The organism is Mycobacterium sp. DL, assembly GCF_039729195.1.
Classification (GTDB): Bacteria; Actinomycetota; Actinomycetes; order Mycobacteriales; family Mycobacteriaceae; genus Mycobacterium; species Mycobacterium hippocampi_A.
The window spans coordinates 197,288-222,424 of the sequence record NZ_CP155796.1 but is presented as its reverse complement, the minus strand read 5'-3'; the positions used below and the strand labels follow the sequence as shown (position 1 = coordinate 222,424).

Here is a 25,137-nt window from a genome sequence, read left to right as displayed (position 1 = left end):
TTCACTAGCCGTCAGCAGGCCGGATGGAACCGCCCCGTCCGGGAAGGGATGCCGTGATCTCGCCACGGTAGGCGCCGCCGACCCACACTTCGCCGTTCGAAAGGGTGACCGTTATGCGAAACGCCGCGCACGCGCCCGTATACCGACGGGACATTTACTCGCACAGCGCAATCCGGGATCCGTACCCGCACTACACCCGTCTGCGCCAACTCGGCCCAGTGGTATGGCTGCCTCGGCACCGGGCCTATGCACTGCCGCGCTATGCGGAGTGCAAAGCGGTACTCCGGGACCATGCACGGTTCATCTCCGGTGATGGCGTCGCCCTCAACCCGCTGGCCAATAGACTCTCGCGGGGCACCACACTCAACAGCGACGGTGAGGACCATGATCGGCGCCGCAAGCTGCTCGCTCACCGCCTCACTCCGAAAGCGTTGCGCAGCATGTCCGACGCGGTCGAGCGCCAGGCCGCCGCGGTCGTCGACGCTGCGCTGAAACGGCCCGACGTCGATGGCGTGCGCGATCTCGCGACCGCGCTGCCCCTACGCGTGGTACCCGACCTGGTCGGCTGGCCTGAAGCGGGGCGCGAGAACCTCATCCCATGGGCGGGAGCCACATTCGATGCGCTGGGACCACTGAATCGGCAAGCACTGCGCACGATGCCGGCGACCCTGGCCATGCTGCGGTTCTCGCGACGAGTCGTCCGCGACCGCAGCGTGTCGCCGGGCAGCATGGGCGACGACGTGCTTCGCGCCGCAGACGAGGGAAAGGTTGCGCTGTCAGAGTGTCCGGCCCTGATGATCGACTACTTGGCTCCGTCGCTGGACACCACGATCAGCGCCATCAGCTCGGCGCTGCACCTGTTTGCCACCCATCCCGCGCAGTGGCGCGCCCTCAGGGACAATCCTGAGCTGATCCCCAATGCGGTCAACGAAGTGGTTCGTCTGGAGTCCCCTCTGCGTGCCTTCAGTCGGAAGGTCCTCTCCGACAGCGAGATCGCCGGATTCTCCATTCCGTCAAGGTCGCGGGTACTGGTCATCTACGCCTCCGCCAACCGCGACGAACGTGAGTGGGACGAACCCGACGTCTTCGACATCACCCGCGATGTCAACCGCCATCTGGGCTTCGGATACGGCACCCACGGGTGTGCGGGTCAGGGTCTGGCGCGACTGGAAACCCAGGCGATCCTGCGCGAAATGGTTGCCCGCGTCGGGACCATCGCTCTCGCGGGAGAACCAACCTGGGCCGTCAACAACATCATTCACCGCTACGAGCGGCTCCCCCTCGAGCTCACACCCGCCTAGAAAGGGCCCCCGGATGCGTGTCACCGTCGATCAGGACCGATGCGAAGGGCACGGCCTGTGCACCCAGTCGGCACCGGCCGTATTCTCCTTCGACGACGACGGCGACCTGGTCAACGAGTTTGCCGGCACCGATGTGCCCGAGACGTTGATCGGCCCGGCCCGGGAAGCTGTGGACGTCTGTCCCGTTGCAGCGCTTCGTATAACCGGTAGCCCATGATCCGAGGGGCCGCCTTGAGTCACGCCAAGGGGTCGGGAGGGGCGATCGTCTCGAGGTCGGGCAGTGGCCGCGTGCAGACCTCGGCGGCATCCGCGGCGCTCATCCCGAACAGCCGAAGCACACTCGCGGTCACCGAGTCCGATGCCTCGGCGTCGTCGCGCTCGGGTTCCTGACGCAGCAGCGCCCCCAGACCCATGATGGCTCCACCGGCGATGGCCAGCGCCAAGTGCGAATCCTCGACGGTGAACCGGCCCGCCCTGGCTGCCGCTTCGATGTCGCGCAACGCGCGCGGCGCCAACCCGCGGTCGGACGCCAGCAGTTGGACTCCGTTGGCCAGCAGGATCTGGCTTTCCTGCGGTCGTCGGCGGAAGAGTCGACCGGTGAGACGGAACCGGCAGGCGAACGTCTCGGCAGGGTCCTCGATGTCGGCGGTCAGGACGTCGAGCAGAGCGCCGTGCGCATCAAGCGCGTCGGCGACGGCCGCGCTGAACAGTTCTTCCTTGCTGTCGAAGTAGTTGTAGAACGACCCCATCCCGACGTCGGCGGCCTGGGTGATGTCGAGGACCGCGACGTTGAGCCGGCCTTCGGCGATGAACGCCTGCGCCGCCCCGATCAGCGCGGCGCGAGTGCGTTGTTTCCGTCGTTGCACCCGGTTGACGCTTGTCTGGGCCTGCTCGCTCATGGGTCCCTCACCGGTGTCGAAGCACGCTGAAGTCAGCAGCGTAGTCAAGTTTGAGGATATCGTCATTCACTCTTGACTGAGACTAACGTCGTATGTGACGATTTCATCAGTCTTATCCAGGAGGTGAAGTCCCAGCGTGATCGGCAGCCACAACGAACTCCACAGCGAGCAGGGAGCGCTGCGCGGTGAACACCCGGGACGCTCCCGGAATCCGACCATCAAGGTGCGCGACATCGCCTGGCTCGAGTTCGACAAACCCGATCTGGTGCGCGCCGAGGCGTTCGCCCGGGCCTTCGGCTTCCACGTGCTGTTACGCCACCCCGACGAACTGCATCTCGGCGGCACGGATTCGGGGTCCGCCGCCGTCATCCTGCGTCGCGGCGAGAAGTCCCGCTTCACCGGGATCGCGTTCCGCGCCGCCGACGATGCAGATCTTCGACGGCTCGCCGACAAGACCGGTGCATCAGTGCACCCGCTGCCTGAGTCGATCGGCGGATCGGCGGTCCGCCTCGTCGACCCCAGCGGCTTCCCGGTCCAGGTCGTGGCCGACATCCACCGCCATCCGGCGCTCCCCACACAGACACCCCTGATCTACAACGCCGGCCACGAGCTGCGGCGCGTCAACACCACCCAGCGGCCGCGCCGGGTCCCGGCCCGGGTGCAACGCCTCGGCCACGTGGTGCTGCAGTCCACTCGGTACCTCAGCGCGCTGAACTGGTACCTGGACACCCTCGGCATGATCGTCAGCGACTTCCTGTTCTTCCCCGGCCAACGCGAGCGTGGCCCCACGATGAGCTTCATCCGCTGCGATCGGGGTGCTGAGCCCGCCGATCACCACACGCTGGCCATGGCGCTCGGCCCGGCCAACCGGTACGTGCACTCGGCGTACCAGGTCAGCGACCTCGATGCGCTCGCCGCCGGCGGCGAATACCTCCGTGAGCGCGGATACTTCCGGTCCTGGGGAATCGGCCGCCACATCCAGGGCAGCCAACTGTTCGACTACTGGCGCGACCCCGATGGTTTCCTCGTCGAGCACTTCGCCGACGGCGACATGTTCGACAACACCCTCGAGCCCGGTTGGGCCCCCTTCACCGCCAGCGGTCTGTCGCAGTGGGGACCACCGGTCACCGGCGACTTCCTCGGGACCAGCCCGCGTGCGGCACGACATGAGGCCCTGTCCATGTTGACCGCGCTGCCACGCCGCAACGAATTCGACGTCCACCGCCTCATCGGCCTACTGAAAGTTGCCCGCTCATGAGCATTTCCATACTCCGCACCACTGACGCCTGGTGGGTCAAGACCGCCGACCGGGCGGCCAGGATCGCCACCTCGGCCACCGCCACCGCGGAACTCCTCGCCGACCGCGCCGCGATCACCGCCGCCGGCGGCAGCGCCGACACCGTGGCCGTCGACGGGCTGGAGCTCGTCTCGCCGGTCACCCGGCCGTGCCGGGTGGTGGCGCAGATGACCAACTTCGAATCGCACGTCAAGGATTCCGGTATGGATCCGAAGACCGTGCCGCTGACATTCTTCCGGAAATCGTCGGCGTCGATCAGTGGTCCGTTCGATCAGATCGTCAAACCCGGCCACGTCCGATTCCTCGACTACGAGGTCGAGATCGGGCTCGTCATCGGGCGCGATATCCCGGTCGGCACCAGCATTTCGGACTCCCAGCTCACCGACTACATCGCAGGGCTGGTCATCACCAACGACATCTCGGCCCGCGACATCCAACTCCCGCAGACGCAGTTCTACGAAGCGAAGTCCTACCCCACCTTCACCCCGGTCGGTCCCGAACTCGTGCTGCTCGGTGCCGATGAGCTTGCCCGCTTCGGCGATCTGCGACTGCGGTTGAGTGTCAGTGGTGAGGAACGCCAGAACGCACTGGTCGAGGGCGACATGCTGTACCGGCCGCTGCAGGCGCTCCAGTCGCTGGCCCGTTTCCAGGATCTTGCCGCCGGAGATCTGGTGCTCACCGGGACCCCGGCCGGTACGGCGCTGAGCGCTCCGCCCAAGCCGATCGAGATGATCGGCGCGCTGCTTCCGCCTGCGGTGAAGTGGAAGGCGTTCTTCAAACGTCAGGCCGGCAACACCAAATACCTTCAGCACGGCGACGTCATCGAGGCGTCGGTGGCCACCGACGACGGCGCGATCGATCTCGGCACGCAGCGTATGAAGGTCACCTACGCCTGACCACAGATCCGTGGTGATCCAACGACCCCTGGAAGAAGATGAAGCGGCCCAACGCTGTTCGTCACACACCGGTGCTCATCGTCGGCGCCGGCCCGACCGGTGCCACCGCGGCCACACTGCTGGCCCAGTACGGCATCAACAGCCTCGTCCTCGACCGCTGGCAGGGCGTCTACCCGCAGCCCCGCGCCGTGCACCTGGATGACGAGATCTACCGCCTCATCGCCCGGCTGGGCCTCGCCGACCAGTTCGCCGCGATCTCGCGCCCCGCCTGCGGGCTCCAACTGCGCGACCGCGACCACCACGTGCTGGCCGAGTTCCGCCGCGACCCGGCGCCCGGTGTGCACGGCTTTCCCCGTGCCAACATGTTCGATCAACCCGAGCTCGAACAACTTCTGCGAGACAACCTCGCGCGGTACCCGGGCATCGAACTCCGCGGCAACACCGAGGTCACCGACATCACGCCGGTCGACGGCGGCGGGATCCGGGTCAGCTACCGCAACCGGAGCGACGGCACCACGATGGTGGTCGACGCCGACTATGTGCTGGGATGCGACGGCGCCAACAGTCTGATCCGCTCGCGGATCGGCACCTCGATGCGCGACATGCACTTCCAGCAGCGCTGGCTTGTCGTTGATGTCGCCACCGAGGCCGATCTCCACCAATGGGAGGGTGTGCACCAGGTCTGCGATCCGCACCGTGCGGGCACCTACATGCGTATCGGAAAGACCCGCTACCGCTGGGAGTTTCAACTCCTCGACGGCGAGAGTGCCGACCAGTTCTCCGACCTGGCCGCTCTGATACCGCTGATCGCTCCCTGGATCGGGAACGTCCACGAGGCCGAACTCGAGTTGATCCGGGTCACCGAGTACACGTTCCGTGCTCAGCTCGCCGACCGGTGGCGGCGGGGAAACGTATTCCTGCTCGGTGACGCCGCGCATCTGACACCGCCGTTCATCGGCCAGGGCATGGGTGCCGGGCTCCGCGATGCGATGAACCTCGCCTGGAAGCTTGCCGGCGTCCTGGGCGGCGACCTGCCGCCGACTGCGCTCGACAGCTACGAGCAGGAGCGAAAGCCCCACGCCCGGTCGATGATCCGGTTCGCCCTCGCGGTCGGGCGATTCATGACCGCGGGCGGTGACGTGGGAAATCTGTTGCGACGCATCGTCGTGCCGCGCCTCGGCCTGCTCCCGGGGGTGCGCCACCGGGTGGTGGATTCGACCACGCCCGCACTGCGCCGGTCAGCTCTTGTGCACCGCCGACGCGGCCCACGATCGCTGACCGGCAGTCTGTGCCCCAACCCCGTACTGGCCGACGGGCGCCGACTCGACGATGCGCTGGGTCTGGGTTTCGCCGTCATCACGACGGTGCCGCTCAAATCCACACAGCACGCCCTGATCAAGGACCGTGGGGCGACGGCACTTTGTGCCGCACCTGGATCCGAGCTGGCGCGGTGGCTGCGAGGTGGCCACACCACCGCGGTGATCGTCAGACCCGACCGAACGGTCATGCGATCGTCGCGACGGGTTGACGACCTGCTCGCGGTGCTGCCGGAATTGCATTCCGGCAGCAAAAGTTCGAGAAGTTCTCTGCTGGAATGCAATTCCGGCGAAGAGGAGCGGGCGGCTACAACTGAGGAGTCAGGTCGAACGACGTGACCGTCGACATCCGGGTGATGAGCCAGTCCGACCCGTCGCGTTGCATCGTCAGCCGGTAGGACAGGTACCGCAACGACGGGATGTTCTTCGTCACCGGACTGGTGGCCACCGAGTTGGTGTAGACGATCGCGGTCGCCTCGTCCGGAGTCCCCGGCGGCGAGACCGATTCCACCGCGGCGCCCATCACGTCGGTGGTGTTGGTGACCTGGGCCTGCTTGTTGGGCTCGACGATCGCATCGATGTACTGCCGGTACTCCTCGGCGAACTCGCCACCGAGGTAGCGCGATGCGCGGTCGGCGAGGGTGTTCATGTCGTCGGGGGTGTAGGTCCACAGCGTGGTGATCGCATCCGCGGCGGTCTGGGCGATGTTGAGTTTCGTCTCGACGAGCGCACTCTCGGCGAGGTATGGCTGCACCATCGCGCCGGCGAACGCGCCCGCTCCGACGAACAGCACCGAGGCGGCCACCGCCGCCACCTTCAGCCGCTTGCCTGCAGGACGATGCGGGACCAGCGTGACCTCTTCGGCGGGCTCTGCGTCTTCGAGATCGGCGTCTTCGAGATCGGCGTCCTCGGCCGTGTCGACGTCAGTCCCGGTTTCCAACGCAGGCTCAGCGGTCTCCTGCGAAACAGGCTGGACTGCGTCGTCTTTGGGAGTTCTGGCGGCTTTGCCGACGGGCGTCTTCGGCACCTCGGGTTGCTTCTCGGCTTCCTCGACGGGTGCCGCGGCTACCGGTGTCTCCGGGTCGACCGGGGGCTTCGCGTCGACGTTGGTCCGCCGACGGAACAGACCCCGGCGAGGCTTCGATCCCGAATCCTCGGTGGTGCCGTCGGTGGCCACAGTGGCGTTGTCGGTGTTCAGATCACCTGAATCAGGTTGCTGATCTTCCACTGCTGTCCTTCCTTGATAGTCGTTGCGACCCAGCGGCTTCCGCTCTCGATCGTCGACTTTCCGTCCGGTGTCGTCGTGGTCACCTTGGTCGCGAGGAGGACGTCGGCACTGCCGTCCGAGTTCCATCGCTGCACGCCGGCTTCCAGAACCGTGCCGGTGGAGGGTTCGGAGCGGGCCACCTGGATCAGGATCTCGTTCTGCCGCTCCTTGAACATCGTCTCGAACTCGCCGGTGCCCTGCGCGAGGATGCGGTCGGCGTAATCGTTGGCGTTGAACGGATCCAAGCTCATGTACATGGTCATGAACTCGCGCGCGTAACCCAGCGCCGCCGCATCCCGGAGTTCGGCGCGGCGGTCGGACTCGTGTCGGATCAGCATCAGCGTGCTGGCCGTGATCGCGGCGATCACCACGAGGGCGGCCAGTGCGGACACCAGCGTGAGACCCCACCGCCGAGGCGGTTTCGGAGTGACGTCGAAGTAGTCCGGGGTCAGGGAGTCGGCGCCCTCGACCCTGCGCCGCGGGCTCACTGGCCCGCCATCTGAGGCTTCTTCAGCACGGTCAGATTGGCAACGCGCCACTGTCCGTCCGGGGACTTGGCGAAGTCGGCCCGAACCGTCGCGGTGATGAACTTGAGGTCCTCGGGGTTGATACCGCGCTGTCCCTGCATCGCGAGCAGCATCGACGCCTGATCCGGCGTCACCGGCGGGTTCGTCAGGACCGTGCTGCTGACCGCCCAGTACTCGTTGGTGGTCGCCCCGGCGCCCTGGACAGCTTCCTGCTGGGCGATCAACTGCGGACGGTAGCCGTCGGTGGTCAGTGTCTGCGCGCGGGCGAAGTCCTCGGGCAGGGTGTCCACGCCGTAGCTCAACATCTGCTCGACGATCCGAGGTCCCTGTTCGGCGATCTGCGCCTCGGCCTCATCGACTGCCCGCTCCTGCCGGTAGACCACCAGGTAGCCCAGGCCCACCCCCGCTGCGCACAGCACTGCCGCCGCGATCAGGACCAACGCCACCAGGCGGCGCATGTCGCGTGCGGGCCGTTCGACCCGATGCACCTCGGTCTTGGCCAGCAGGTCGGCGAACGTCCGGCGGCGACGGTCCCACAGCGGCCACAACCAGCCGACGAACAGAGACAGGGTGTCCAGCAGGTGTGCCAGTTCCCGCGCCGTCAACCGCAGTGTTCCCACACGCTCGTCGGGGCGGTGGACGACGGCGATCCCGAACAGCGCCCGTCCCAGCGTCCAGCCGACGGCGTTGGGCAGCACCAGTCGGTTGGCGGCCATCGCGAACAACGTCGCTGCCGCGACGAAGGTGAACACCCAGCGCAGCCAACCGTCGCTCGGTGCGGCGAGCGCCAACAGCGCCATCGTGACGATGACCCCCAGACCCGGCAGGATGTCCACCGCGAGGGCCCCTGCGCGGGCGGTCCACGGTGCCAGCGGCACATCTTGGGTGGGGGCCGTGACGTCCGCGGAGATGTCGAGAACGGCTGTCACGACGTGACCTGATCCAGCTTGGCGATCCGGTACTGCCCTTCGTCGTAGGCCATCGTCGCGCGCAGTCGATAGCCGACCTGCTGGTCGGCGGCCTCGGCGTTGGAGATTCTCACGCGGACCGCCACCAGGACGTTGATGGACCCGTCGTCGTTGTGGCGCTCGACGGCGGCCCGCAGTTCGTCGACCGCCACACTCGCGTTCGCCGCCTGGTAGGCCTCGGCGATCACACTGCTGAACAGACCTGCCTGGACACCGAAGTCGCCGGTCGAGCACTCGAGGATCTTCGACTGGGCGGCGGTCATCGCGGCGGTGTCGGGGGCCTGGGTGGCCGTCACACAGTCCTTGGCGGCGAGCAGCGCGGCCTCATCGGACCGCGAGATCGCCTCGGCGCGCTCGTTGGCGCGCAGCGCGAAGTACCCGCCGACTATCGCTGCCGAAGCGAACAACACGAGCGCCGCACAGATCCCGACAGCCCAGCCGGTGCCCAGCCTCGATGGCCGCCGAAGATCGGCCGGGTTCTCGAGACTCTCACCGACGTCTTCCGTCGGTTCTTGTGGGGATGCCGCGTCCGGCTGATCCTCTGGAGTTGCCGCTGACGACTCGTCCGTGGGGTTCAGCCGGCTGGTGCCAGCATCTCCTTCCATCCGTCGTCTCCTGGGTTGCTCGAACTGCCGACGTTGTACCTGACCCCGTCAGGGCCGATCACCTCGCCGCTACTGGGGCTGTACGCCGCTGTGCTGCCGGGTGGTCCCTGTGCCGGAGTGTAGATGCACGGGTTGGGTTGTTGTCCACTGCAGCTGACGGTACCTGAGCCGGGAGGGCTCAGCGGATCGCTGACCGGTGCCAGCGTCTCTCGCGGCGGAAGCTGATCGGCGGGCAATGGATTCATTCCGTTGTTCACCGACGGCGCGGGGATGACCCGGCCCGGCTCGACGGCCTGATCGCACCGGGCGCCGGGCGCCGGGCAGGACACGATCTGATTCGGGTCGCCGTACCAGGGGTTGGTCCCCATCGGCACGTACGGCTCGTCGCTGAGGCACTCCCGGGGGCTGGCTGCGCGCTTACCCGGCACATCCGCACACGGATAGTTACGGGCGCCGCGGACGGCATTGCCCTGGAAGTCCTTCGGGATCTTGCAGTACGTGCCCGACGGCAGCGGCGCCATGCTGGTGTCCGCCGGCGACCGCCATTCGGACGCGGGCACGAAGCCCGTCAGACACGGCGGCGGCTGGTTGATGGACAGACCGAAGTGCAGCAGCCCCTCGTTCTCGAAGATGGTGCCCGCCTGGGCGATCGCCGCTCCCTGGGGAAGCACCACCAGAGCCTGCTCGAGCCCCTTGTTGTAGCGCTTGAGCATGTCGATGACCACCGACAGGTTCGCCAGGGTCTGCGGCAGTGAATCCTGCACGTCACTGAACACCGTGTTCACCTGGTCCAGCGTGGGCGCCGCCTGCTGCAGACCGCTGCGCAGCGCAGCGTCCTGCTCAGCCGCTTGCGACGCAATGACATTCAGGTTGCGCGACCACTGCTCGATCGCCTGACCCGAGTCGACCTGGCTCTGCAGGATCGGTGCCGAGTTGGTGATGATGTCATTGACCGCGGGCAGGTTCTCCTCGAAACCCTCGGCGATGTTCGTCGTGGACTCGACAAGCCGTTGCAGCGCCGGGCCCAGGCCGCCGACCGCCAGGGACGTCTCGGTCAGCAACGAGTCGATCTTCTCCTTCGGCAGCACCGCGAGACCCTCGTTCGCCGCGTCGAGCGCCGGGCCGACCTCGGCGGGCACGGTGCTCTTGGTGATCGTCTGCCCCGGGCTGAAGAACTCCGTCGGGTTCTCGCCCGCCGGCACGAGGTCGAGGTACTGCTCACCGATGGCCGACACCGAGTGCACGTTCGCCGACGCGTCGATCGGGATCTTGTACTCGCTGTCGATGCTCATGGTGGCCCTGGCACCGTTCTCGGTCGGTTCGACCGCCGTCACCTTGCCGATCTGCGTTCCGCGGTAGGTGACGTTGCCGGTCTCGTAGAGGCCTCCCGAGCGCGGCAGTTCGGCGTACAGCGTGTACTGACCGACACCCGCCAGGCTCGGAAGTCGCAGGTAGTACAGCCCGAGCACGGACAGCGCGATCACCGTCAGAATCGTGAACAGCACGAGTTGGATCTTGATGAACCGTGTCAGCACTGCTCACTCACCCCTTTCGACAAGCGGACCACCCGGCACCGAGTGGGCGTTCGGCACATACCGGACATCGGGGATCATCGTGTTCGGGTCGCGGCCCCACGCCTGTTCCAGCGCACGGAGCATGCCCGAGACGCCGGTACCGGAGAGGAACCCGTTGTCGATCGCCGACAGCGTGAGGTCGACCAGGATCGACACGTTGATGTAGTCACCACGGACGACCTTCGGCACGTTCTCGATGCTGAACGGCGCGGTGAGCAACAGCTTGAGCGCCTGGACGGTGTACGGCCCGGCCTTGCCCAGCTCTCGCAGCGGGCGCTGCAGGTTGGCCAGGTTGGTGTTCAGGTTGTCACTCGACGGGGCGAGCGCATCCTCGGCGGCCCCGCTGATCCGGCCCAGGGCCACGACGGCATCGGCGAACAGTTCCCGGGTCTCCGCGAAATGCTCGATCAGCGGCGGGAACTCGGTGAGTACCGCGTCGAGGGTGTCGTTGCGCTGGGCGACCACCGACAACAACCGATCCGTCGAATCGATGGCGCGCGTGAGGTCGTCACGCTGCTGGTTCAGTTCGTCGGTGAACGTGTCCAGCCGTCCCAGGAACTCCCTGATCTCATCCCCGCGCCCGGTGAGCACATTGCTGATCTCGGTCTGGATCACCTCGAGATTCGCCACGCCGCCGCCGGTCAGGATGGAGGCGATGCTGGCCAGCACCCGCTCGGTGGTCGGGAACGCCGACGAATTCTGCAGCGGGATCGTGTCACCGGTTTCCAGCATCTCCGGCGACGGATCCGGCGGCGCGTCGAGCTGGACGTGCTGGGAGCCCAACAGGCTCGTCTGCCCGATCATCGCCAGGGTGTTCACCGGCAACTTCACCGACGGCTCGAGATCGACGGTCATCGTGGCCACCCAGTTCTTCAACTCGATGGCGCGCACCCGACCGACGTAGACGTCGGCGACCCGGACCCGGCTGTTGACGTTGAGCGCCAACGTGTCCGGCATCTGGACGTAGATCGTGGTGCGCTCGGCGCCCGTGCCGGGACCGCCGGGCAGCGGCACGTTCGAGATGCCCTTCCACGACCCGCAGGAGGTGAGTACCAGTGCCGCCGCCCCGAGGGCGACCGCCCGCTGCGCGATCTGCATCTTCTTGGCCACGATCAGCCTCCCATCTCGGCCGGCAGCGGCGGACCGGCCGGCGCTGCAGGAGCGGGTCCTGCAGGCGGCGGCGCCGCTGGTGTGATCGCGCCGAGCGGATCACCCGCGAGGACGCCCGGTGCCGGACCGGGTGGTGGCGGCGGCTGCGGGTACCACGGCGGGGGCAGCGGGTTGTTCTGGTCGAACGCGTTCGGCGGACCGGGAAGGTTGCCGTTGCGGGTGGTGCCGAAGGCCGGGGGTGCCGGCGGCGGGACGATGTCGGGCCCGCCCATCAGCTCGGCCAGCGATTCCGGCGTCAACATGTTGGCGGTCAACGGCTGCACGTCGACCCCCTGCATGCCCGGAGCGACGATCCAGCCCGGCTCGTGATTGCCGTGCGACCACAGGGTGTCCCGCGACCAGATGCCGGGCACGGTGGTGTCCTTGTAGCCGGGCGGCGGCTGCAGCCGCGGCTCGGAGTAGGCGATCTGCTTGGGCAGCGTCATCGCCGTCCTGAGCTGGTTGGCGCCGAACGGCAGATAGTTGAACTTGATCGCGTCCAGGATCGGGCCCAGATACTGCGCGCACAGCTCCGCTGACTCCTGGTAGCCCAACCGGCTGCCCGCCTGAATGGAGCTGCAGATGAACTCCATCGGGTTGGCGAAGTTGGAGATCACGGGCATAGAGACGATGCCGCCCGCATTCGGCGAGGAGATGTTCACGATGTTCGCGCCGAGGTTGGGGAACACGTGCAGACCGGTCTCGAGGCCGTCACGCGGCTCGGGCTGCAGGATCGCGTTGGTGACATCGGCGAGCTGGTTGACATCCTCGGAGAGGACGCCGCCGTTCTCCTCGATGAAACCCCTTGTCGTGCTCAGCAACTCGTTGAGGTCCTGCAGTGCGGTGGCGACCTCGCGGTCGGTGTCGGTGAACGCGTTGGTGAACTGCGCCAGGTCATTGTTCAGCGCGACGAACTGCTGGTCGCTGGTGTGCAGCGCGTTGACGAACATCGCGAGGCTCTTGACCACGCTGAAGAAGTCCCCGCGGCCCTCGTTGAGCGCAAACAGCGCCTCCGACAGGCTGTTCAACGTGGTGTTGAGCTGTTCGCCCTTGCCCGCGAAACCGTCGGCGGCCGACTCGATGATGTCGCCGAACGGACCCTTCGGCTGCTCGGGTGTCGGCCCCAGATCGGTGAGCAGTCGGCTCAGCGAGTCCCGCAGATCGTCGTACTCGACGGGGATCTGGGTGCGGTCCATGTCGATGACGGCGTTGTTCTCCATCACCGGGCCGCCGGTGTAGGGCGGCGCCAACTGGATCGTGCGCGACGCCACCAGGCTCGGGTTCAGGATGGACGCGGTCGCATCCGCCGGGACCTTGTACTTGTTCTGGTAGTTGAAGGTCACCTTCATCCGGTCACCGGCGGGCTCGATCGACTCGATCGTGCCGACCCGCACACCCATGATCTGGACCTTGTCGCCCGGGTACAGCGCCAGCGTCTGGCTGAAGTACGCCACCACGGTGTTGTTGGTGAGCCTCTTGTACATGTTGTAGCCGAAGAACGCGGCGATGATCGCCAAGATCAAGACCACGGTCCCGATGATCAAGGCCGTCCGCGAAATGCCGGGAACCTTGAGGTTTCGGACATTGAAGATCGTCGACATCTACTCAGACCCCCTTAGCCCTGTGATCCCGGTGGGAGGAACGGTGGATTGCCCGGCAGCAACGGTTGACCTGCCGGCGCCGGGACGGGACCGGGTCCCGGTGGCGGCGTCGGTCCGACGAGAGCGGGCGGCAACGGTGCGATACCGGGCGTGAAGTCCGGCGCCGATGGCTGCGGCGACAGCGGCACGGTGCGTGCGCCGGGCGGGGCCGGCGGCAACGGAACGGTCGCCCCGGGCACGTTCGGTGACAGCTGTCCCGGGATCGCCGCGGCGGGCACACCCGGAGAGGGCTGTGGGCCATGGACATTCGGTGCCGACGTGGCCACGTTCGGAGGGTCCGCCGCGTAGTTCGGTCCGTACGGATTGTCACCGTAGGGCCCCACCGACAGATCCGCGCACGGCAGCGGGTCTCCGGGCCGGGGGAGGCCGTCGGCGGGCGGGGTGTAGGAGCACGGCTCGCCGGGGGCGACCGCGGGGCCGGGATTCTCCGGAGTGCCCTCCAGCGCAGTCGGCGCCGGCGGCGGAGCCCCGTTGGGGAATCCTTCGCCGTTGGGATCCGGGAACTGGAATGCGGGCAGACCGGCGTTGCGCCAGAACTCCTCGGGATTGATGCCGCGCTTCTTGAACGCGGCGTCGACGAACGGCTGCAGGATCCAGTACGGCGCGAGGTTGACCAGCATCACCTTGAAGTACGGACCCGAGGCGATCGCTTCACCGAGCGAGGCGGTGAACTTCGACAGCGTGGAGAGCACGTCGACGAGATCGAACTTGCGCTCGACGAGGACGTCGCTGATCTCGTTGAGCTGGTTGAGAACCCGGTTCAGGTTGGGGTTGTCGTCGATGAAGCCCTTGACCTGTTCGGAGAACGAGCCCACCCGCTCGAGCAGTTGGCTCACCGCGTAGTTACGCTCGTTGACCGCGGCCAGCAGGGTCTGCGCGTTGACGAGCAACTGGTTGATCTGCTCGCTGCGGTTGCCCAGGACGCCGGCGACCTTGTTCGCGTTGGCCAGCAGCGTGGTGATCTGGTCGTCGCGCTTGCCGATGGTGTCGGAGAACCGGGCGACCCCGTCGAGGGCCGCGCTCAGACTCGGATAGGTCTGGTCGATGGTCTCGGAGAGGACGTTGAGTGACTCCTTGACCGTCTGGGTGTCCCAGCCGGCCGCGGAATTGCTGACGTCGAAGAACGCGTCGTAGATCTGGTACGGCGTGGTCGTCTGACCGAGGGGCAGTACTCCGTTGGCGCGCAACGGTTCCGAACCGCGGGGCTCGATCTCGATGTTGCGTCGGCCGAGGATGGTGTCGGTGCGCACGGCCGCCCGGCTGGCCGTTCCGATCTGGGTGCCGTCCAGCGAGTAGCCGATGAGCACCTTGTCCCCGTCGATGTCCAGGGATCGCACCTTGCCGACGTCGACACCGGCGATGCGGACGTTGTCGCCGCCGTTGATGCCGCCGGTGTCGGCGAACTCGGCGTAGTACGTCGGGGTGGCGAACAGCATCGGCACGCTGGCGAAGCTCTGTCCCACGCCGATGACGACGACCAGGATGATGATGCCCATCAACCCGCCGCGAACCCGGTTCGATCCTTCGAGGACTCTCATTGAGGTGTGCACCTACCCGAGGGCTGGCTCCACACTTTGACCTCGCGCACCGGTCCTCCAGGCTGCAATCCGTTGAGCTTCAAAGACACGTCGCAGGCGTAGAAGTTGAAGAAGTCACCGTAGACACCACCGGCGCGGCCGATGGTCTTGAGCGCCGTCGGCAGTTTGACCAGCAGATCGTTGAGCTCCATCTTCTGGTCGACCAGCGGCTGCTGGACCACCTCGAGCTTGCTGACCGTCTGCTGCAGCAGCGGGCGGTTGTCGGCGAGCAGGTCGGCGATGGTGCCCGCGGCGTCGCTGATGTCGGCGACCGACGTGGCGATGGGTTCGGATCGATCCTTGAGCCCGGTGATGAGCACCTCGAAGTTCTGGATCGTCTCGTCGAACTGCTGCTGGTTCCTGACCGTGGTGTCGAGCACGGTGTTCAGGTTCCTGACCACCTCGCCGATCGCCTGGTCACGGTCGGCGAGTGCCGATGTGAGCGAGGCGGTCTGGTCGAGGATGTCGCTGATCGTGCCGCCCTGGCCCTGGAACACCGTGACGATCGACTGCGCGATGCCGTTGACCTTGTCCGGATCGAGCGCCTGGAAGACCGGCCGGAAGCCGCCGATGAGCGCGTCGAGGTCGAGCGCGGGTTCGGTGCGCTCGAGCGGGATCGTGCCGCCCGATGCGAGTCTGGTGTTGCTCTCGCCTCGCTTGAGCTCCATGTACCGGTCGCCGATGAGGTTCAGGTACCGGACCGACGCGGTGGTCTCCTCGAACAGTTCCAGCGACCGGTCGACCTCGAAGTCGACCTTCACCTTGGAGCCGTTCTCGATCAGAGAGACGTTCGAGACCTTGCCGACCTCCACGCCGGAGGCGCGGACGAACTGTCCGGCGCGCAGCCCGCTGGCATTGGAGAAGATCGCCGTGTAGCCGTTGGTGCGGTCGAAGCGGATCTGGCCGAACACCACGATGATGATGCCCGTGAACAACAGCAGCACCAGCGAGAAGGCGCCGAGTTTGATGGCGGTTCCGGTGATTCTCATGGGTTGATCGTGTGCTCCCCGACTTGGCGGCCCCAGACGTATTCGGTGAACAGCGGCGAGCCGAGTCCGATGTGGTTGTACGGGGCGATCGATGCGCCGGTGTCCATCACCAGATATGGCGCCGGCCACAGGTCACGCGTGACGGGTTGCCAGCAGCCCGGGCGGCCTTCCGGTCCGCCAGTCGCGTTGGTCCGCGGCAGGTTGTCCGGGTAGACGTAGGCGTTGGCGGTGCCCAGCCCCAGGAGCTCCGAGTGGGTCTGCAGCGAGTAACCGTTTCCGCCCAGCGACGCGGCGATCTTGGGCTCGACGTCGTGGTAGTTGCGGATCGTGCAGAACAGCGCGGGGCTGTACTCGTCGAGCAGCGCCGAGGTCGGCAGCAGATCCTCGGCGCCACGCACCAGGTACGGGCCGCTGCGCTCGAAGATGTCGCCGCCGGTGTTGCCGAACCCGACGGCCGCCATCAGCGCCTGGTCGACGTCGCCGCGCTGTTCGTTGAGGGTGCGGGCGGTGGTGACCGCGTTCTGCAGGCCGTCGAAGAGGTCCGGAGAGGCGTCGGCGTACACCTCGGTGAGGTCGGCGAGCAGTTCGGTGTCCCGGCGGATCTGCGGCATCTGCGGGTTGATCTCGGAGAGGATCCGGTTGCCGTCGACGATCGACTCACCGAACCTGTCGCCCAGCCCGTCGAGTGCCTGAGCGGTGGCCGTCAGCGTCTGGTTCAGCTTGATCGGGTCGACCTGGCTGGACAGCTCGACGACCGTCTCGAAGAACGTGTTGAACTCGGTGGTCACCGAGGTGACGTCGATGACGTCGGACGTGGTGATCCGTTGTGGCGCAGGATCTTCGGGCGACGAGAACGACACGTACTTGTTGCCGAACACCGTCGTCGCGCTGATGTCGGCGATCACGTTCTGCGGGATCAGATCCAAGTATTTCGGATCCACCTCGAGAATGATCTTGGCTCTGGGCTCCTCGCCGACGGTGACCTGTTCGACCTGGCCCACCCGGCCGATCTCGACGCCGTTGTAGGTCACCTTGGAACCGGGGTCCATCGACAGACCCGAACGCGCGGAGATCATGGTGAGCTGAGTTCGCGGCAGGAAGTCACCGCGGAACTGGAAGTACACCAGCGTCACCACGACAAGGACCACCAGCGTGAGCACCAGACCGGCGATCTTGTAGGGCGGTTCACGCTTCGTGTTCACGGGAGCAGTCATCGCGCTACACCGTCAGGTTGAAGTTCGCGTCGACGCCGTAGAGCGCCAACGAGGCCAACAGGACCACACACACGATCGCGACCAGCGAGGCCCGCATCGACCGGCCGACGGCCTCCCCGACGCCGACCGGGCCGCCGCTGGCGAAGAAGCCGTAGTAGCAGTGGTTGAGCATCACGATCACCGAGATGACGATCGCCTGCACAAACGACCACGCCACGTCGTCGGCTCGCAGGAACGTCCGGAAGTAGTGCTCGTAGGTGCCGATCGACTGGCCGTAGAACAGCGTCGTGGTCACCTGCGCCGACAGGAAGGACATGATGATCGCCATCGCGTACAGCGGGATGATGACGACGAAGCCGGCCATGATGCGCGTGGACACCAGGTAGGAGATGGATTTGATGCCCATCACCTCGAGGGCGTCGATCTCCTCGCTGATCCGCATGGCGCCCAGTTCAGCGGTCGCGCCGGCGCCGACGGTGGCCGCCAGCGCCTGGCCCGCGACGACGGGTGCGGCGATGCGCACGTTGATCAACGCCGCGAAGAAACCGGTGAAGGCCTCGACGCCGATGTTGCCCAACGACGCGAAACCCTGGATGGCGACCAGCGACGAACCGGAGAGGGTGACGAAGCCGACGATCGCGACGGTGCCGCCGATGACGGCCATGGCTCCGGTGCCCATGCCGATCTCGGCGATCAGCCGCAGTGTCTCCTTGCGGTAGTAGCGCAGCGCGTGGCCGATCGATCCGACCGCGGTGACGACGAACCAGGCGACGTGCCCGACCGAGTCCAGACCGCGGCCCGGCGCACCGACCAGTCGCTCGGCGCGCGCGACCCCACGGGGGAACCGCGAACGCAATACCGCTGTATTCGCCACGTCAGCTCCCCGTTCCGAATCGGACACCGATGGTGGTCAGAACGACGTTGACCGCGAAGAGTGCGATGACGCAGAGCACCAGCGTCTCGTTGACCGCCGTGCCCACGCCTTTGGCGCCGCCGGCGACGGTCAGTCCGCGGTAGCAGCCGACGAGGCCGGCGATCAGACCGAACGTCAGGGATTTGACGACGGAGATCAGCACTTCGGGCAGGCCGGTGACGAGGGTGAGGGTCGAGACGTACGCACCCGCGGAGACGTTCTGCAGATAGACGCCGAAGATGAAGCCCCCGACCAGGCCGATGGTGATCACCGCGCCGTTGAGCAGCAGAGCGACGAAGGTCGAGGCGAGCACCCGGGGGACCACGAGGCGCTGGATGGGGTCGATGCCGAGCACCTCGAGGGCGTCGATCTCCTCGCGGATGGTGCGCGCCCCCAGGTCGGCGCAGATCGCCGTCGAGCCTGCACCGGCCACCACCAGCACGGTCACCAGCGGACCGAGCTGGGTGACCGCGGCCAGCGCCGCGCCGGCACCGGAGATGTCGGCCGCGCCGAACTCGGTCAGCAGGATGTTCAGCGTGAAGATCAGCAGGACGGTCAGGGGAATGGACACCGCCACCGTCGGCAGGAACGCCACCCGCATCAGGAACCAGCCCTGGAGGATGAACTCGCGCCACTGGAACGGCGGCTTGAACAACGCCTTGGCCGTCAGCACACACATCTTGACGAAGCCGCCGACCGCCTCGAGTCCCGGCCTGACTTGATCGCGGACGTACTGGGTCGCCGTCACAGCGATGTCCCCGCGACGTCTCCGCGGCTGTCGTAGCGCACCGGCAGCACCTGTCGCACGCCCCCTTCCAGCCTGGGTCTCGTCACTGTGAGAACCGTCTCCCTACCGGTTGGTAGTAAGACAGACCACAGGACTGTACCCGATGGGGTCGCCGCCGCGTACGGCATCGGCGTGATTGAACATGCAACCGTTAGCAAACAAACCCCCCCGACCCTAATTTTGTTGTGCCCCAGCAGAAACCGTTGGCAGAGTGGAACTTTCGCGAGCGTCAATGGAATCCCGGTCGCCGAATCGTTCCCTCAGTTCCGTCTTGAGAACCTTGCCGGCAGGGTTGCGTGGGAGCGCCTCGACGACTTCGACCGCCTTCGGGTGCTTGTAGCGCGCGAGCCTGTCCGCGAGAAATTCAGCCAGTTCCGGCGGCTCCGGCGCGGCTCCGGCCGAGGTCTCCAGCGAACTACGAAGGACGACGACAGCAACGGGAACCTCACCCCACTTGGGGTGTGCGCGTCCGATCACGGCGACCTCGACGATGTCGGGGTGAGCGGCCAGGGCGTTCTCGACCTCGGCGCAGTAGATGTTCTCGCCGCCGGAGATGATCATGTCCTTCTTGCGGTCGACGACCCAGATGTATCCCTCGTCGTCCTGACGCACCAGGTCGCCGGAGTGGAACCAGCCGCCGGCGAACGCGTCGGCGGTGGCCTTCGGGTTGTTCCAGTAGCCCGCCATCAGCGTGGGTGCGCGATAGACGATCTCGCCGACCTGCCCCACGGGGACGTCGTTCATGTCTTCGTCGACGATGCGCGCCGACACCGTGGGGATCACCTTTCCCACCGAGCCGAGCTTTCGCAGCGCGTCCTCGCCCAGGAGCATGCACGTGACCGGCGACATCTCGGTCTGACCGAAGGCGGCCAGGATCTTCGCCCCCGGAAAGGTATGCGACATCTCTTTCAGCAGGGTGTCCGACGCCGGCGCGGCGCCCCACGAAAGGGTCCGCAGCTTGAGGGTGCGCGGATTCGCACGCTGGGCGGCACAGACGGCCTGCCACTGGGCCGGCACCAGGAAGATGCCGGTGACCTGCTCGGCCTCGAGAACGTCGAGCACTTCCCCGGGTTCGAACGCGCCCAGCGGGTAGATCACGGTCGGCCGCCCGAGCAGCAGTCCGAAGATGATGTTGCCGATGCCGGCGATGTGGAACAGCGGCACCCCGATGAACCCGATGTCGTTGTTGATGTCGGCACCGTTGGTGAACAGGTGCGTCATCGCCTGCCCGGCGAGGTTGTTGTGGGTCAGCACCGCGCCCTTGGGCCTGCCCGTGGTGCCCGAGGTGTACATGATCAGCGCCGGTGAATCATCGGGGATGTCCACCGGCGCCGCTGTCTCACCGCCTTCGGCCAGCAGCCCGTCGTAGTCCAGGGCCGCATCGTCGTCGACACCGCCGGCGACGATCACCGTGCCGAGGGTCTCGTCGAGGTCGCGCACTCCCACCGCCACCTTCGCGAGCACCGACTCGGTGATGATGACGCGGGCGGCACAGTCGGACACCAGGTAGGCGATCTCCGACGGCGTCATCCGGAAGTTGACCGGCACGGCGATCCCGCCGAGCTTGTTGACCGCCAGAAAAGACTCGATGAACTCGGTGCGGTTCAACATCAGGATGAGAACCCGGTCGCCGAACCCGACACCTCTGCGGTGCAGCGCCCCCGCGAGCGCCGTCACCCGGTGGTCGAGTTCTCGCCAGGTCGTGGTCCGGCCGAGAAATCTCAACGCGGTGCTGTCGGGCTGCATCAGCGCGTGCCTCGCGAGCTGATTGGTCCAATTCTGGCGGCGCGCCAGATACGGCTGTTCGGTCACCGGGCCCGACGGGCCAGATGGATCGGTCAACGTGTCGTACTCCATCTGCTGCGCGCGTGAGGGTTGCGGGAGGCTGATATTTGATCAAACATGGTGTTGCCTCGGTCACACTATGGCCCCGGCGGCGTCGAGACAACCTCTATGGCAGCCTCGTCACATCCAGCCGGAAGGACCGTGTACACCCGATGAATGCGCTCGCCAGTACCCGACCGTCGGGCGCGGTTCGGCGTGAGCAACTCTCTGACGAAGTGGCCTCCCGGTTGCGGACGGAGATCATGACCGGCGCGCTGCGGCCGGACACGTTCATCCGTCTCGACGAGACCGCCGCCCGCCTGGGCGTCAGCATCACCCCGGTGCGTGAGGCGCTGCGCACGCTGCGCGGCGAGGGCATGGTCGAACTCGAGCCGCACCGCGGCCACCGGGTGGTTCTGCTGACCCGCACCGACATCGAAGACATCTTCTGGCTGCAGTCGACCATCGCCCAGGAGCTGGCCGCGACGGCCACCCACCGCATCGCCGACGGGGACATCGACGAGCTCGTCCGCTTCAACGACCGACTCGCGGACGCGGTGGACCGTCAGAATCACGAGGAGATCGCCCGCGCCGAGCTCGGCTTCCACTGGACGTTCAACCAGGCCAGCGGCCGGGTCAAGCTGGCGTGGTTTCTCCTGCACACCGCGCGCTATCTGCCCTCGCAAGTTTTTGCCACCGACCCGACATGGGGTAACGCGGCGGTGGCCAGCCACGTGGAGTTGATCGACGCCCTCCGCCGACGGGATGTCGACACCGTCGTCGCGCTGGTCAGGGGCCAGTTCACCGACGCCGCCACTCGACTGATCGCGTGGCTGGATCAGGCCGGTCTGTGGGGCTCGGCCTCTGAGCGCTAGTTCGCGTCGAGCTGCTCTGCGCGGGTCTTCAGGTTGACGGCCAAGTAGTCCAGCGTGTCGCCGATGGCCTTCTTGACCATGGGCTGCGGGATCGGCAACTTCGTCTCCACGTCGAGGTCCACGGTCAGCAGCGACGTGGGACCCATCGGGACCACGGCGAACTTCTGCTCTTGTTTGTCGAAGTGGTCGCCCTGCTGCAGGACCGTGAAGATCTGGTTCTCGCCGGGGTAGTAGACCGCGGTGATGAAGGTGCCCGCCTGCCCCTGCACGACCACGTCGAGGCGGAGTTGGCTGGGCCGCCCGTCGTCGTAGCGGGCCAGAATCCAGCAGCCCTTGATCTCCTCGTTCCACTGCGGATAGCTCTCGAAGTCGGCGACGATCGCCATGATCGATTCGGCGGGGGCTGACACCTCGACCGTCTTACTCACCAGCGGCATTGGCTGAGCATATCGACTGAGAATCAGGTGCCGGTCCGCGCCGACGAGGAGACCGTCAGGTGGCGGCGATGTCGACGCCCAGCGGTGAAGCGTCGCGCACGGATTCGTCGCGGATCAGGCCGCGCAACAGTGCCGTGCTGAACTCCACGGCGATCTCCTGCGCGGTCCGCCTGCCGTGCGGCCGCAGCCACCGGTAGGAACCGAGCGTCATACCTATATATCCGAGAGCCAGGACGTGGGAATCGCAGTCGTAGAACTCGCCGCTGGCGATACCGCGGTCGATCACGTCGCGGACGTGTTCGTAGACCTGGGTTTCCTTCTCCCGGATGTAGGCCACCTGCTCGTCGGTGAACCACTCCGTGATGTACGGACCCTCCTGGAAGTACACGGCGGCGCGTTCGATGTTGCTCGCGATGCCGACGAGCAGCCGTCGGGTGAAGTGGTAGATCATCTCCCGCGCCGAGGCCGACGGATCGTCGTGCACTGCGTCGACGGTGAAGTCGGCGGCGCCCTTGTAGATGTCGTAGAGGATCAGCGACTTGCTGGCGTAGTAGTGATACACCGTCGCCTTGTTCAGGCCGACCGCGTCTGCGACGTCGTCCATCCGGGTGCCGTGGTAGCCGCGAGCGGCGAACAGCTTGGTGGCGACGGCCAGCAGCTCTTCGCGGCGGGACATCCCATTGGTGGCGGCGGGTTCAGACATGGCGACTCACTATAAGCAGGGCCCGCACCACTTCGAGGGCCGACTAACTGGTTGGTGCAGTGTAGGCCGTTGTCCTGTTCCCGCGGACGCGACCGGTCTAGACTCCTGCCAAAGCCGGCATACCGGTTGACGGTGACTGGGAGGTATTGCGGTGGACCCGAATCCCGATTACGACGCAAGCGACGAGTTGGAGTACGGCATCAACTGGTTCGCCTGGATTCTGCGCGGGGTGTATCCGCCACCCGCCTATCCCCCGGTGTGATCCACCCTCTGCGCTGACCGGCGCTCCAGCACCCACGTCCGGGTGAGTTCGACGATGCTCTGCGCTTGCTTGCCCAGGACGTCGATCTCCGCCTTACCGCGCTCGGCCGCCACTGCCAACTTCTCCCGCGCTTCGTTGCGCCAGTCCCGCGGCGGAACCGGTTCGACGTCCGGCGGCCACTGAATCAGCGACTCCTCCAACGCGACTGGCATCACCGCGTCCGGGCCGCTGTCCTCGCTATAACATTCACCGCATTTGCGGCACCGCACCTCGTAGCGCAGCCCTCGGTCCGCCGGGTCAGGCGAGGTCTCGATGAAGACGTAGTCCGCGACCGATACGCATCGCGGGCATCTCGCGAGCCCACGTTCCACCACCATGCTCATACCGACATCGTGCGGCTATCAGGACACGTGGCGTACCCGCCGGGGAATGTCGATGCCGGATCGGTGCCGTTTCGAGATCAGGATCTTCGGTCAGTCTTGTGGGTTGTTGGTGCCGTTGCTGCCGTCGCCGTCGGATCCGTCGCCGCCGTCACCGGGAGAACCGGTGGAGTCGGTGTCGCCACCATCACCGCCGTCGCCGTCCTCGGCGTCGCCACCGTCACCGCCCTCGGTGTTGCCGAACCCGCCGTCACCACCATCACCGTCGCGGGCGCCACCATCACCGCCCTCACCACCGCGACCGACGATGCCGGCCTCACCGGTACCGCCCTCACCGCCGTCACCGTCACCGAACACCTCACCGGCATCCCCACCGTCGCCACCCTCGGCGACGCCGATCACCTCATCAGCGTCGGCGTCCCCGCCTTCACCGCCATCGCCGGCCAGATCGCCGCCGTCACCGCCATCACCACCCACACCGGCATACGGTCCCGACCCGGAACCGCCGTCACCACCGTCACCGACCGCCCCGGCATCACCACCGAAACCGCCCACACCCACACCCTCGGTCGCATCCGTACCGACACCGGCGCCACCATGACCGCCGTGACCGACACCGCGAGCATCACCACCGTCACCGCCGATGCCGGTGAAAACCCCTGTGCCCGTGCCGCCGTCACCACCGTGACCAGATATCAACCCGCCCGCGCCGCCGTCCCCGCCGAAGCCGGTATCGACGGTAAGCGAACCACCGTCGCCGCCGCGACCACCACGCCCGACCAGCACCGCATCTCCGCCCTCACCGCCGCGGCCGTTGTCCCCGGACGCTGCACCGCCGCGCCCACCGTTACCCAGGAGCAGACCACCACGGCCCCCGGCACCGCCGACGCCGTTGTCGACGGTCGATCCGCCGCCGGCACCGCCGTTACCGAACAACCCCGCCGCACCACCGACCCCACCATTGGCGCCATCACCACCATTGCCGAAGATCAACCCGCCTCGGCCACCATCGCACGCCGCACCCACACAATCCGCCGCAGCATCCACCCCATCACCGAATAACCCGAACAACGGCCCCCCGGACCAACCACCAACCCCCACAGCGGAATCCGAACCAACTAGCCACGCCGCGACCCGCAGCGACGGCGGACAACCTGTCCCGATACAGATCCGCGCGCCATCCCGGGCGGATACCGTTTGTGAATCTGCCCTGATGATGACCGAACTGGCCTCACCAGATAGTCGGACCTCGTTCCCAGAGCCGACAATCAGCACTCTGTTGCCGTCACCCATCATCCGCACGAAGTTGTCGTCACCCTCAATTCTGACCTCCCCGTACACACCCACAGCGGTGATCATTGCGCGATCACCGGTGATGTCGGCCCTGCTGTCATATGCCGAAACCTTTGTGGCTGACCCGTTGATGTCGACAGAGGCGTACTTGCCTGACGCGACACCATTGCTGTCGTCGCCGTTCACAGAGGCATGGGGATTCTCATTCCGCCCGGCCGCTGTCGCGGACGCGTTCAATCCCCTCGCAATGGCTTCGGCGCCCGGGTATGCGGCCGTTGCCCGTGCCGTCCCGATCTGCGTCACGACCTTGCCGTCTCTGGCGTACGCCATGTGGCCCGGCGTTGTCACGGCGCCGGCAGGGGTGAGGCTGAACGCGGCGGAGCAACCCAACGCCAGCGCGAGCGTTCCCACTCGACCGACAGC

General features: G+C 66.6%; 24 protein-coding genes and 1 pseudogene. 8 read left to right on the top strand and 17 right to left on the bottom strand.

Annotated features, from left to right (window positions below):
* Positions 1-113: 113 nt before the first annotated feature.
* The gene (locus tag ABDC78_RS01085; protein WP_178359789.1) at positions 114-1,301 is read left to right on the top strand and encodes a cytochrome P450; all 1,188 of its coding nucleotides are present in this window, start codon (positions 114-116) and stop codon (positions 1,299-1,301) included.
* A gap of 13 nt (positions 1,302-1,314) precedes the next feature.
* Complete coding sequence (locus tag ABDC78_RS01080) at positions 1,315-1,518, top strand: ferredoxin (RefSeq protein WP_178359790.1); 204 nt, start codon at positions 1,315-1,317, stop codon at positions 1,516-1,518.
* A 19-nt stretch (positions 1,519-1,537) separates the two neighbouring features.
* Here the strand turns inward: ABDC78_RS01080 and ABDC78_RS01075 are convergent, their stop codons facing one another.
* Positions 1,538-2,200, bottom strand: coding sequence for a TetR/AcrR family transcriptional regulator (locus ABDC78_RS01075; protein WP_178359791.1), 663 nt, complete (start codon positions 2,198-2,200; stop codon positions 1,538-1,540).
* A 136-nt stretch (positions 2,201-2,336) separates the two neighbouring features.
* Between ABDC78_RS01075 and ABDC78_RS01070 the strand changes: the two genes are divergently transcribed.
* Genes ABDC78_RS01070 through ABDC78_RS01060 form a run of 3 tightly spaced genes read left to right on the top strand, consistent with a single transcriptional unit; the run spans position 2,337 to position 6,048 of the window.
* Complete coding sequence (locus ABDC78_RS01070; RefSeq protein ID WP_178359792.1) at positions 2,337-3,458, top strand: VOC family protein; 1,122 nt, start codon at positions 2,337-2,339, stop codon at positions 3,456-3,458.
* On the top strand, positions 3,455-4,393 hold the full coding sequence (locus ABDC78_RS01065) for a fumarylacetoacetate hydrolase family protein (protein ID WP_178359793.1): 939 nt from the start codon (positions 3,455-3,457) through the stop codon (positions 4,391-4,393). The genes ABDC78_RS01070 and ABDC78_RS01065 overlap by 4 nt, the downstream gene beginning before the upstream one ends.
* 38 nt (positions 4,394-4,431) lie before the next feature.
* A complete protein-coding gene (locus ABDC78_RS01060; RefSeq protein WP_178359794.1) occupies positions 4,432-6,048 on the top strand; it encodes a bifunctional 3-(3-hydroxy-phenyl)propionate/3-hydroxycinnamic acid hydroxylase in 1,617 nt (538 codons plus the stop codon).
* Here the strand turns inward: ABDC78_RS01060 and ABDC78_RS01055 are convergent.
* The 13 genes from ABDC78_RS01055 to fadD5 all read right to left on the bottom strand — a co-directional run bounded on the left by ABDC78_RS01055 (position 6,017) and on the right by fadD5 (position 20,797).
* The gene (locus tag ABDC78_RS01055) at positions 6,017-6,937 is read right to left on the bottom strand and encodes a mammalian cell entry protein (protein WP_178359795.1); all 921 of its coding nucleotides are present in this window, start codon (positions 6,935-6,937) and stop codon (positions 6,017-6,019) included. The two genes, ABDC78_RS01060 and ABDC78_RS01055, sit on opposite strands and share 32 nt — an antisense overlap.
* Positions 6,904-7,464 (bottom strand): mammalian cell entry protein, encoded by a 561-nt coding sequence (locus tag ABDC78_RS01050; RefSeq protein WP_178359796.1) that lies wholly within the window; start codon positions 7,462-7,464, stop codon positions 6,904-6,906. Before ABDC78_RS01050 ends, ABDC78_RS01055 begins: the two co-directional genes overlap by 34 nt.
* Complete coding sequence (locus ABDC78_RS01045) at positions 7,461-8,432, bottom strand: RDD family protein (RefSeq protein ID WP_178359797.1); 972 nt, start codon at positions 8,430-8,432, stop codon at positions 7,461-7,463. Before ABDC78_RS01045 ends, ABDC78_RS01050 begins: the two co-directional genes overlap by 4 nt.
* The gene (locus ABDC78_RS01040; protein ID WP_178359798.1) at positions 8,429-9,076 is read right to left on the bottom strand and encodes a hypothetical protein; all 648 of its coding nucleotides are present in this window, start codon (positions 9,074-9,076) and stop codon (positions 8,429-8,431) included. Before ABDC78_RS01040 ends, ABDC78_RS01045 begins: the two co-directional genes overlap by 4 nt.
* Positions 9,046-10,611, bottom strand: coding sequence for an MCE family protein (locus ABDC78_RS01035; protein ID WP_178359799.1), 1,566 nt, complete (start codon positions 10,609-10,611; stop codon positions 9,046-9,048). Before ABDC78_RS01035 ends, ABDC78_RS01040 begins: the two co-directional genes overlap by 31 nt.
* A gap of 3 nt (positions 10,612-10,614) precedes the next feature.
* Positions 10,615-11,748, bottom strand: coding sequence for a virulence factor Mce family protein (locus ABDC78_RS01030; protein WP_178359815.1), 1,134 nt, complete (start codon positions 11,746-11,748; stop codon positions 10,615-10,617).
* Positions 11,749-11,762: 14 nt separating this feature from the next.
* A complete protein-coding gene (locus ABDC78_RS01025) occupies positions 11,763-13,400 on the bottom strand; it encodes a virulence factor Mce family protein (RefSeq protein WP_178359800.1) in 1,638 nt (545 codons plus the stop codon).
* Between the two features lie 14 nt (positions 13,401-13,414).
* Entirely contained in the window at positions 13,415-14,998 is a 1,584-nt protein-coding gene (locus tag ABDC78_RS01020) for a virulence factor Mce family protein (protein ID WP_178359801.1), read from the bottom strand.
* On the bottom strand, positions 14,995-16,026 hold the full coding sequence (locus ABDC78_RS01015) for a virulence factor Mce family protein (RefSeq protein ID WP_178359802.1): 1,032 nt from the start codon (positions 16,024-16,026) through the stop codon (positions 14,995-14,997). The genes ABDC78_RS01020 and ABDC78_RS01015 overlap by 4 nt, the downstream gene beginning before the upstream one ends.
* Entirely contained in the window at positions 16,023-17,240 is a 1,218-nt protein-coding gene (locus ABDC78_RS01010; RefSeq protein WP_178359803.1) for an MCE family protein, read from the bottom strand. The genes ABDC78_RS01015 and ABDC78_RS01010 overlap by 4 nt, the downstream gene beginning before the upstream one ends.
* A 4-nt stretch (positions 17,241-17,244) precedes the next feature.
* On the bottom strand, positions 17,245-18,114 hold the full coding sequence (locus ABDC78_RS01005) for an ABC transporter permease (RefSeq protein ID WP_178359804.1): 870 nt from the start codon (positions 18,112-18,114) through the stop codon (positions 17,245-17,247).
* Between the two features lies 1 nt (position 18,115).
* Positions 18,116-18,907: an ABC transporter permease gene (locus ABDC78_RS01000; RefSeq protein ID WP_178359816.1), complete on the bottom strand. Its 792-nt coding sequence runs from the start codon at positions 18,905-18,907 to the stop codon at positions 18,116-18,118.
* Positions 18,908-19,114: 207 nt separating this feature from the next.
* Complete coding sequence (fadD5, locus tag ABDC78_RS00995; protein ID WP_178359805.1) at positions 19,115-20,797, bottom strand: fatty-acid--CoA ligase FadD5; 1,683 nt, start codon at positions 20,795-20,797, stop codon at positions 19,115-19,117.
* A gap of 140 nt (positions 20,798-20,937) precedes the next feature.
* Here fadD5 and ABDC78_RS00990 point away from each other — a divergent pair, with 140 nt between their 5' ends.
* On the top strand, positions 20,938-21,639 hold the full coding sequence (locus ABDC78_RS00990) for a GntR family transcriptional regulator (RefSeq protein WP_178359806.1): 702 nt from the start codon (positions 20,938-20,940) through the stop codon (positions 21,637-21,639).
* Here the strand turns inward: ABDC78_RS00990 and ABDC78_RS00985 are convergent.
* Together ABDC78_RS00985 and ABDC78_RS00980 are read right to left on the bottom strand one after the other, a co-directional pair.
* The gene (locus ABDC78_RS00985; RefSeq protein ID WP_178359807.1) at positions 21,636-22,076 is read right to left on the bottom strand and encodes an SRPBCC family protein; all 441 of its coding nucleotides are present in this window, start codon (positions 22,074-22,076) and stop codon (positions 21,636-21,638) included. The two genes, ABDC78_RS00990 and ABDC78_RS00985, sit on opposite strands and share 4 nt — an antisense overlap.
* A gap of 55 nt (positions 22,077-22,131) precedes the next feature.
* Complete coding sequence (locus ABDC78_RS00980) at positions 22,132-22,779, bottom strand: TetR/AcrR family transcriptional regulator (protein ID WP_178359808.1); 648 nt, start codon at positions 22,777-22,779, stop codon at positions 22,132-22,134.
* Between the two features lie 145 nt (positions 22,780-22,924).
* On the opposite strand from ABDC78_RS00980, the pseudogene ABDC78_RS00975 reads away from it, so the two are divergent.
* Positions 22,925-23,041, top strand: a pseudogene (locus tag ABDC78_RS00975) (CAP domain-containing protein); the annotation flags it as partial.
* Here the strand turns inward: ABDC78_RS00975 and ABDC78_RS00970 are convergent.
* Positions 23,026-23,424: a hypothetical protein gene (locus ABDC78_RS00970; protein ID WP_178359809.1), complete on the bottom strand. Its 399-nt coding sequence runs from the start codon at positions 23,422-23,424 to the stop codon at positions 23,026-23,028. The pseudogene ABDC78_RS00975 and the gene ABDC78_RS00970 sit on opposite strands and share 16 nt — an antisense overlap.
* Positions 23,425-23,520: 96 nt before the next feature.
* Between ABDC78_RS00970 and ABDC78_RS00965 the strand changes: the two genes are divergently transcribed.
* The gene (locus ABDC78_RS00965; protein ID WP_306172928.1) at positions 23,521-24,483 is read left to right on the top strand and encodes a hypothetical protein; all 963 of its coding nucleotides are present in this window, start codon (positions 23,521-23,523) and stop codon (positions 24,481-24,483) included.
* Positions 24,484-25,137 lie beyond the last annotated feature (654 nt).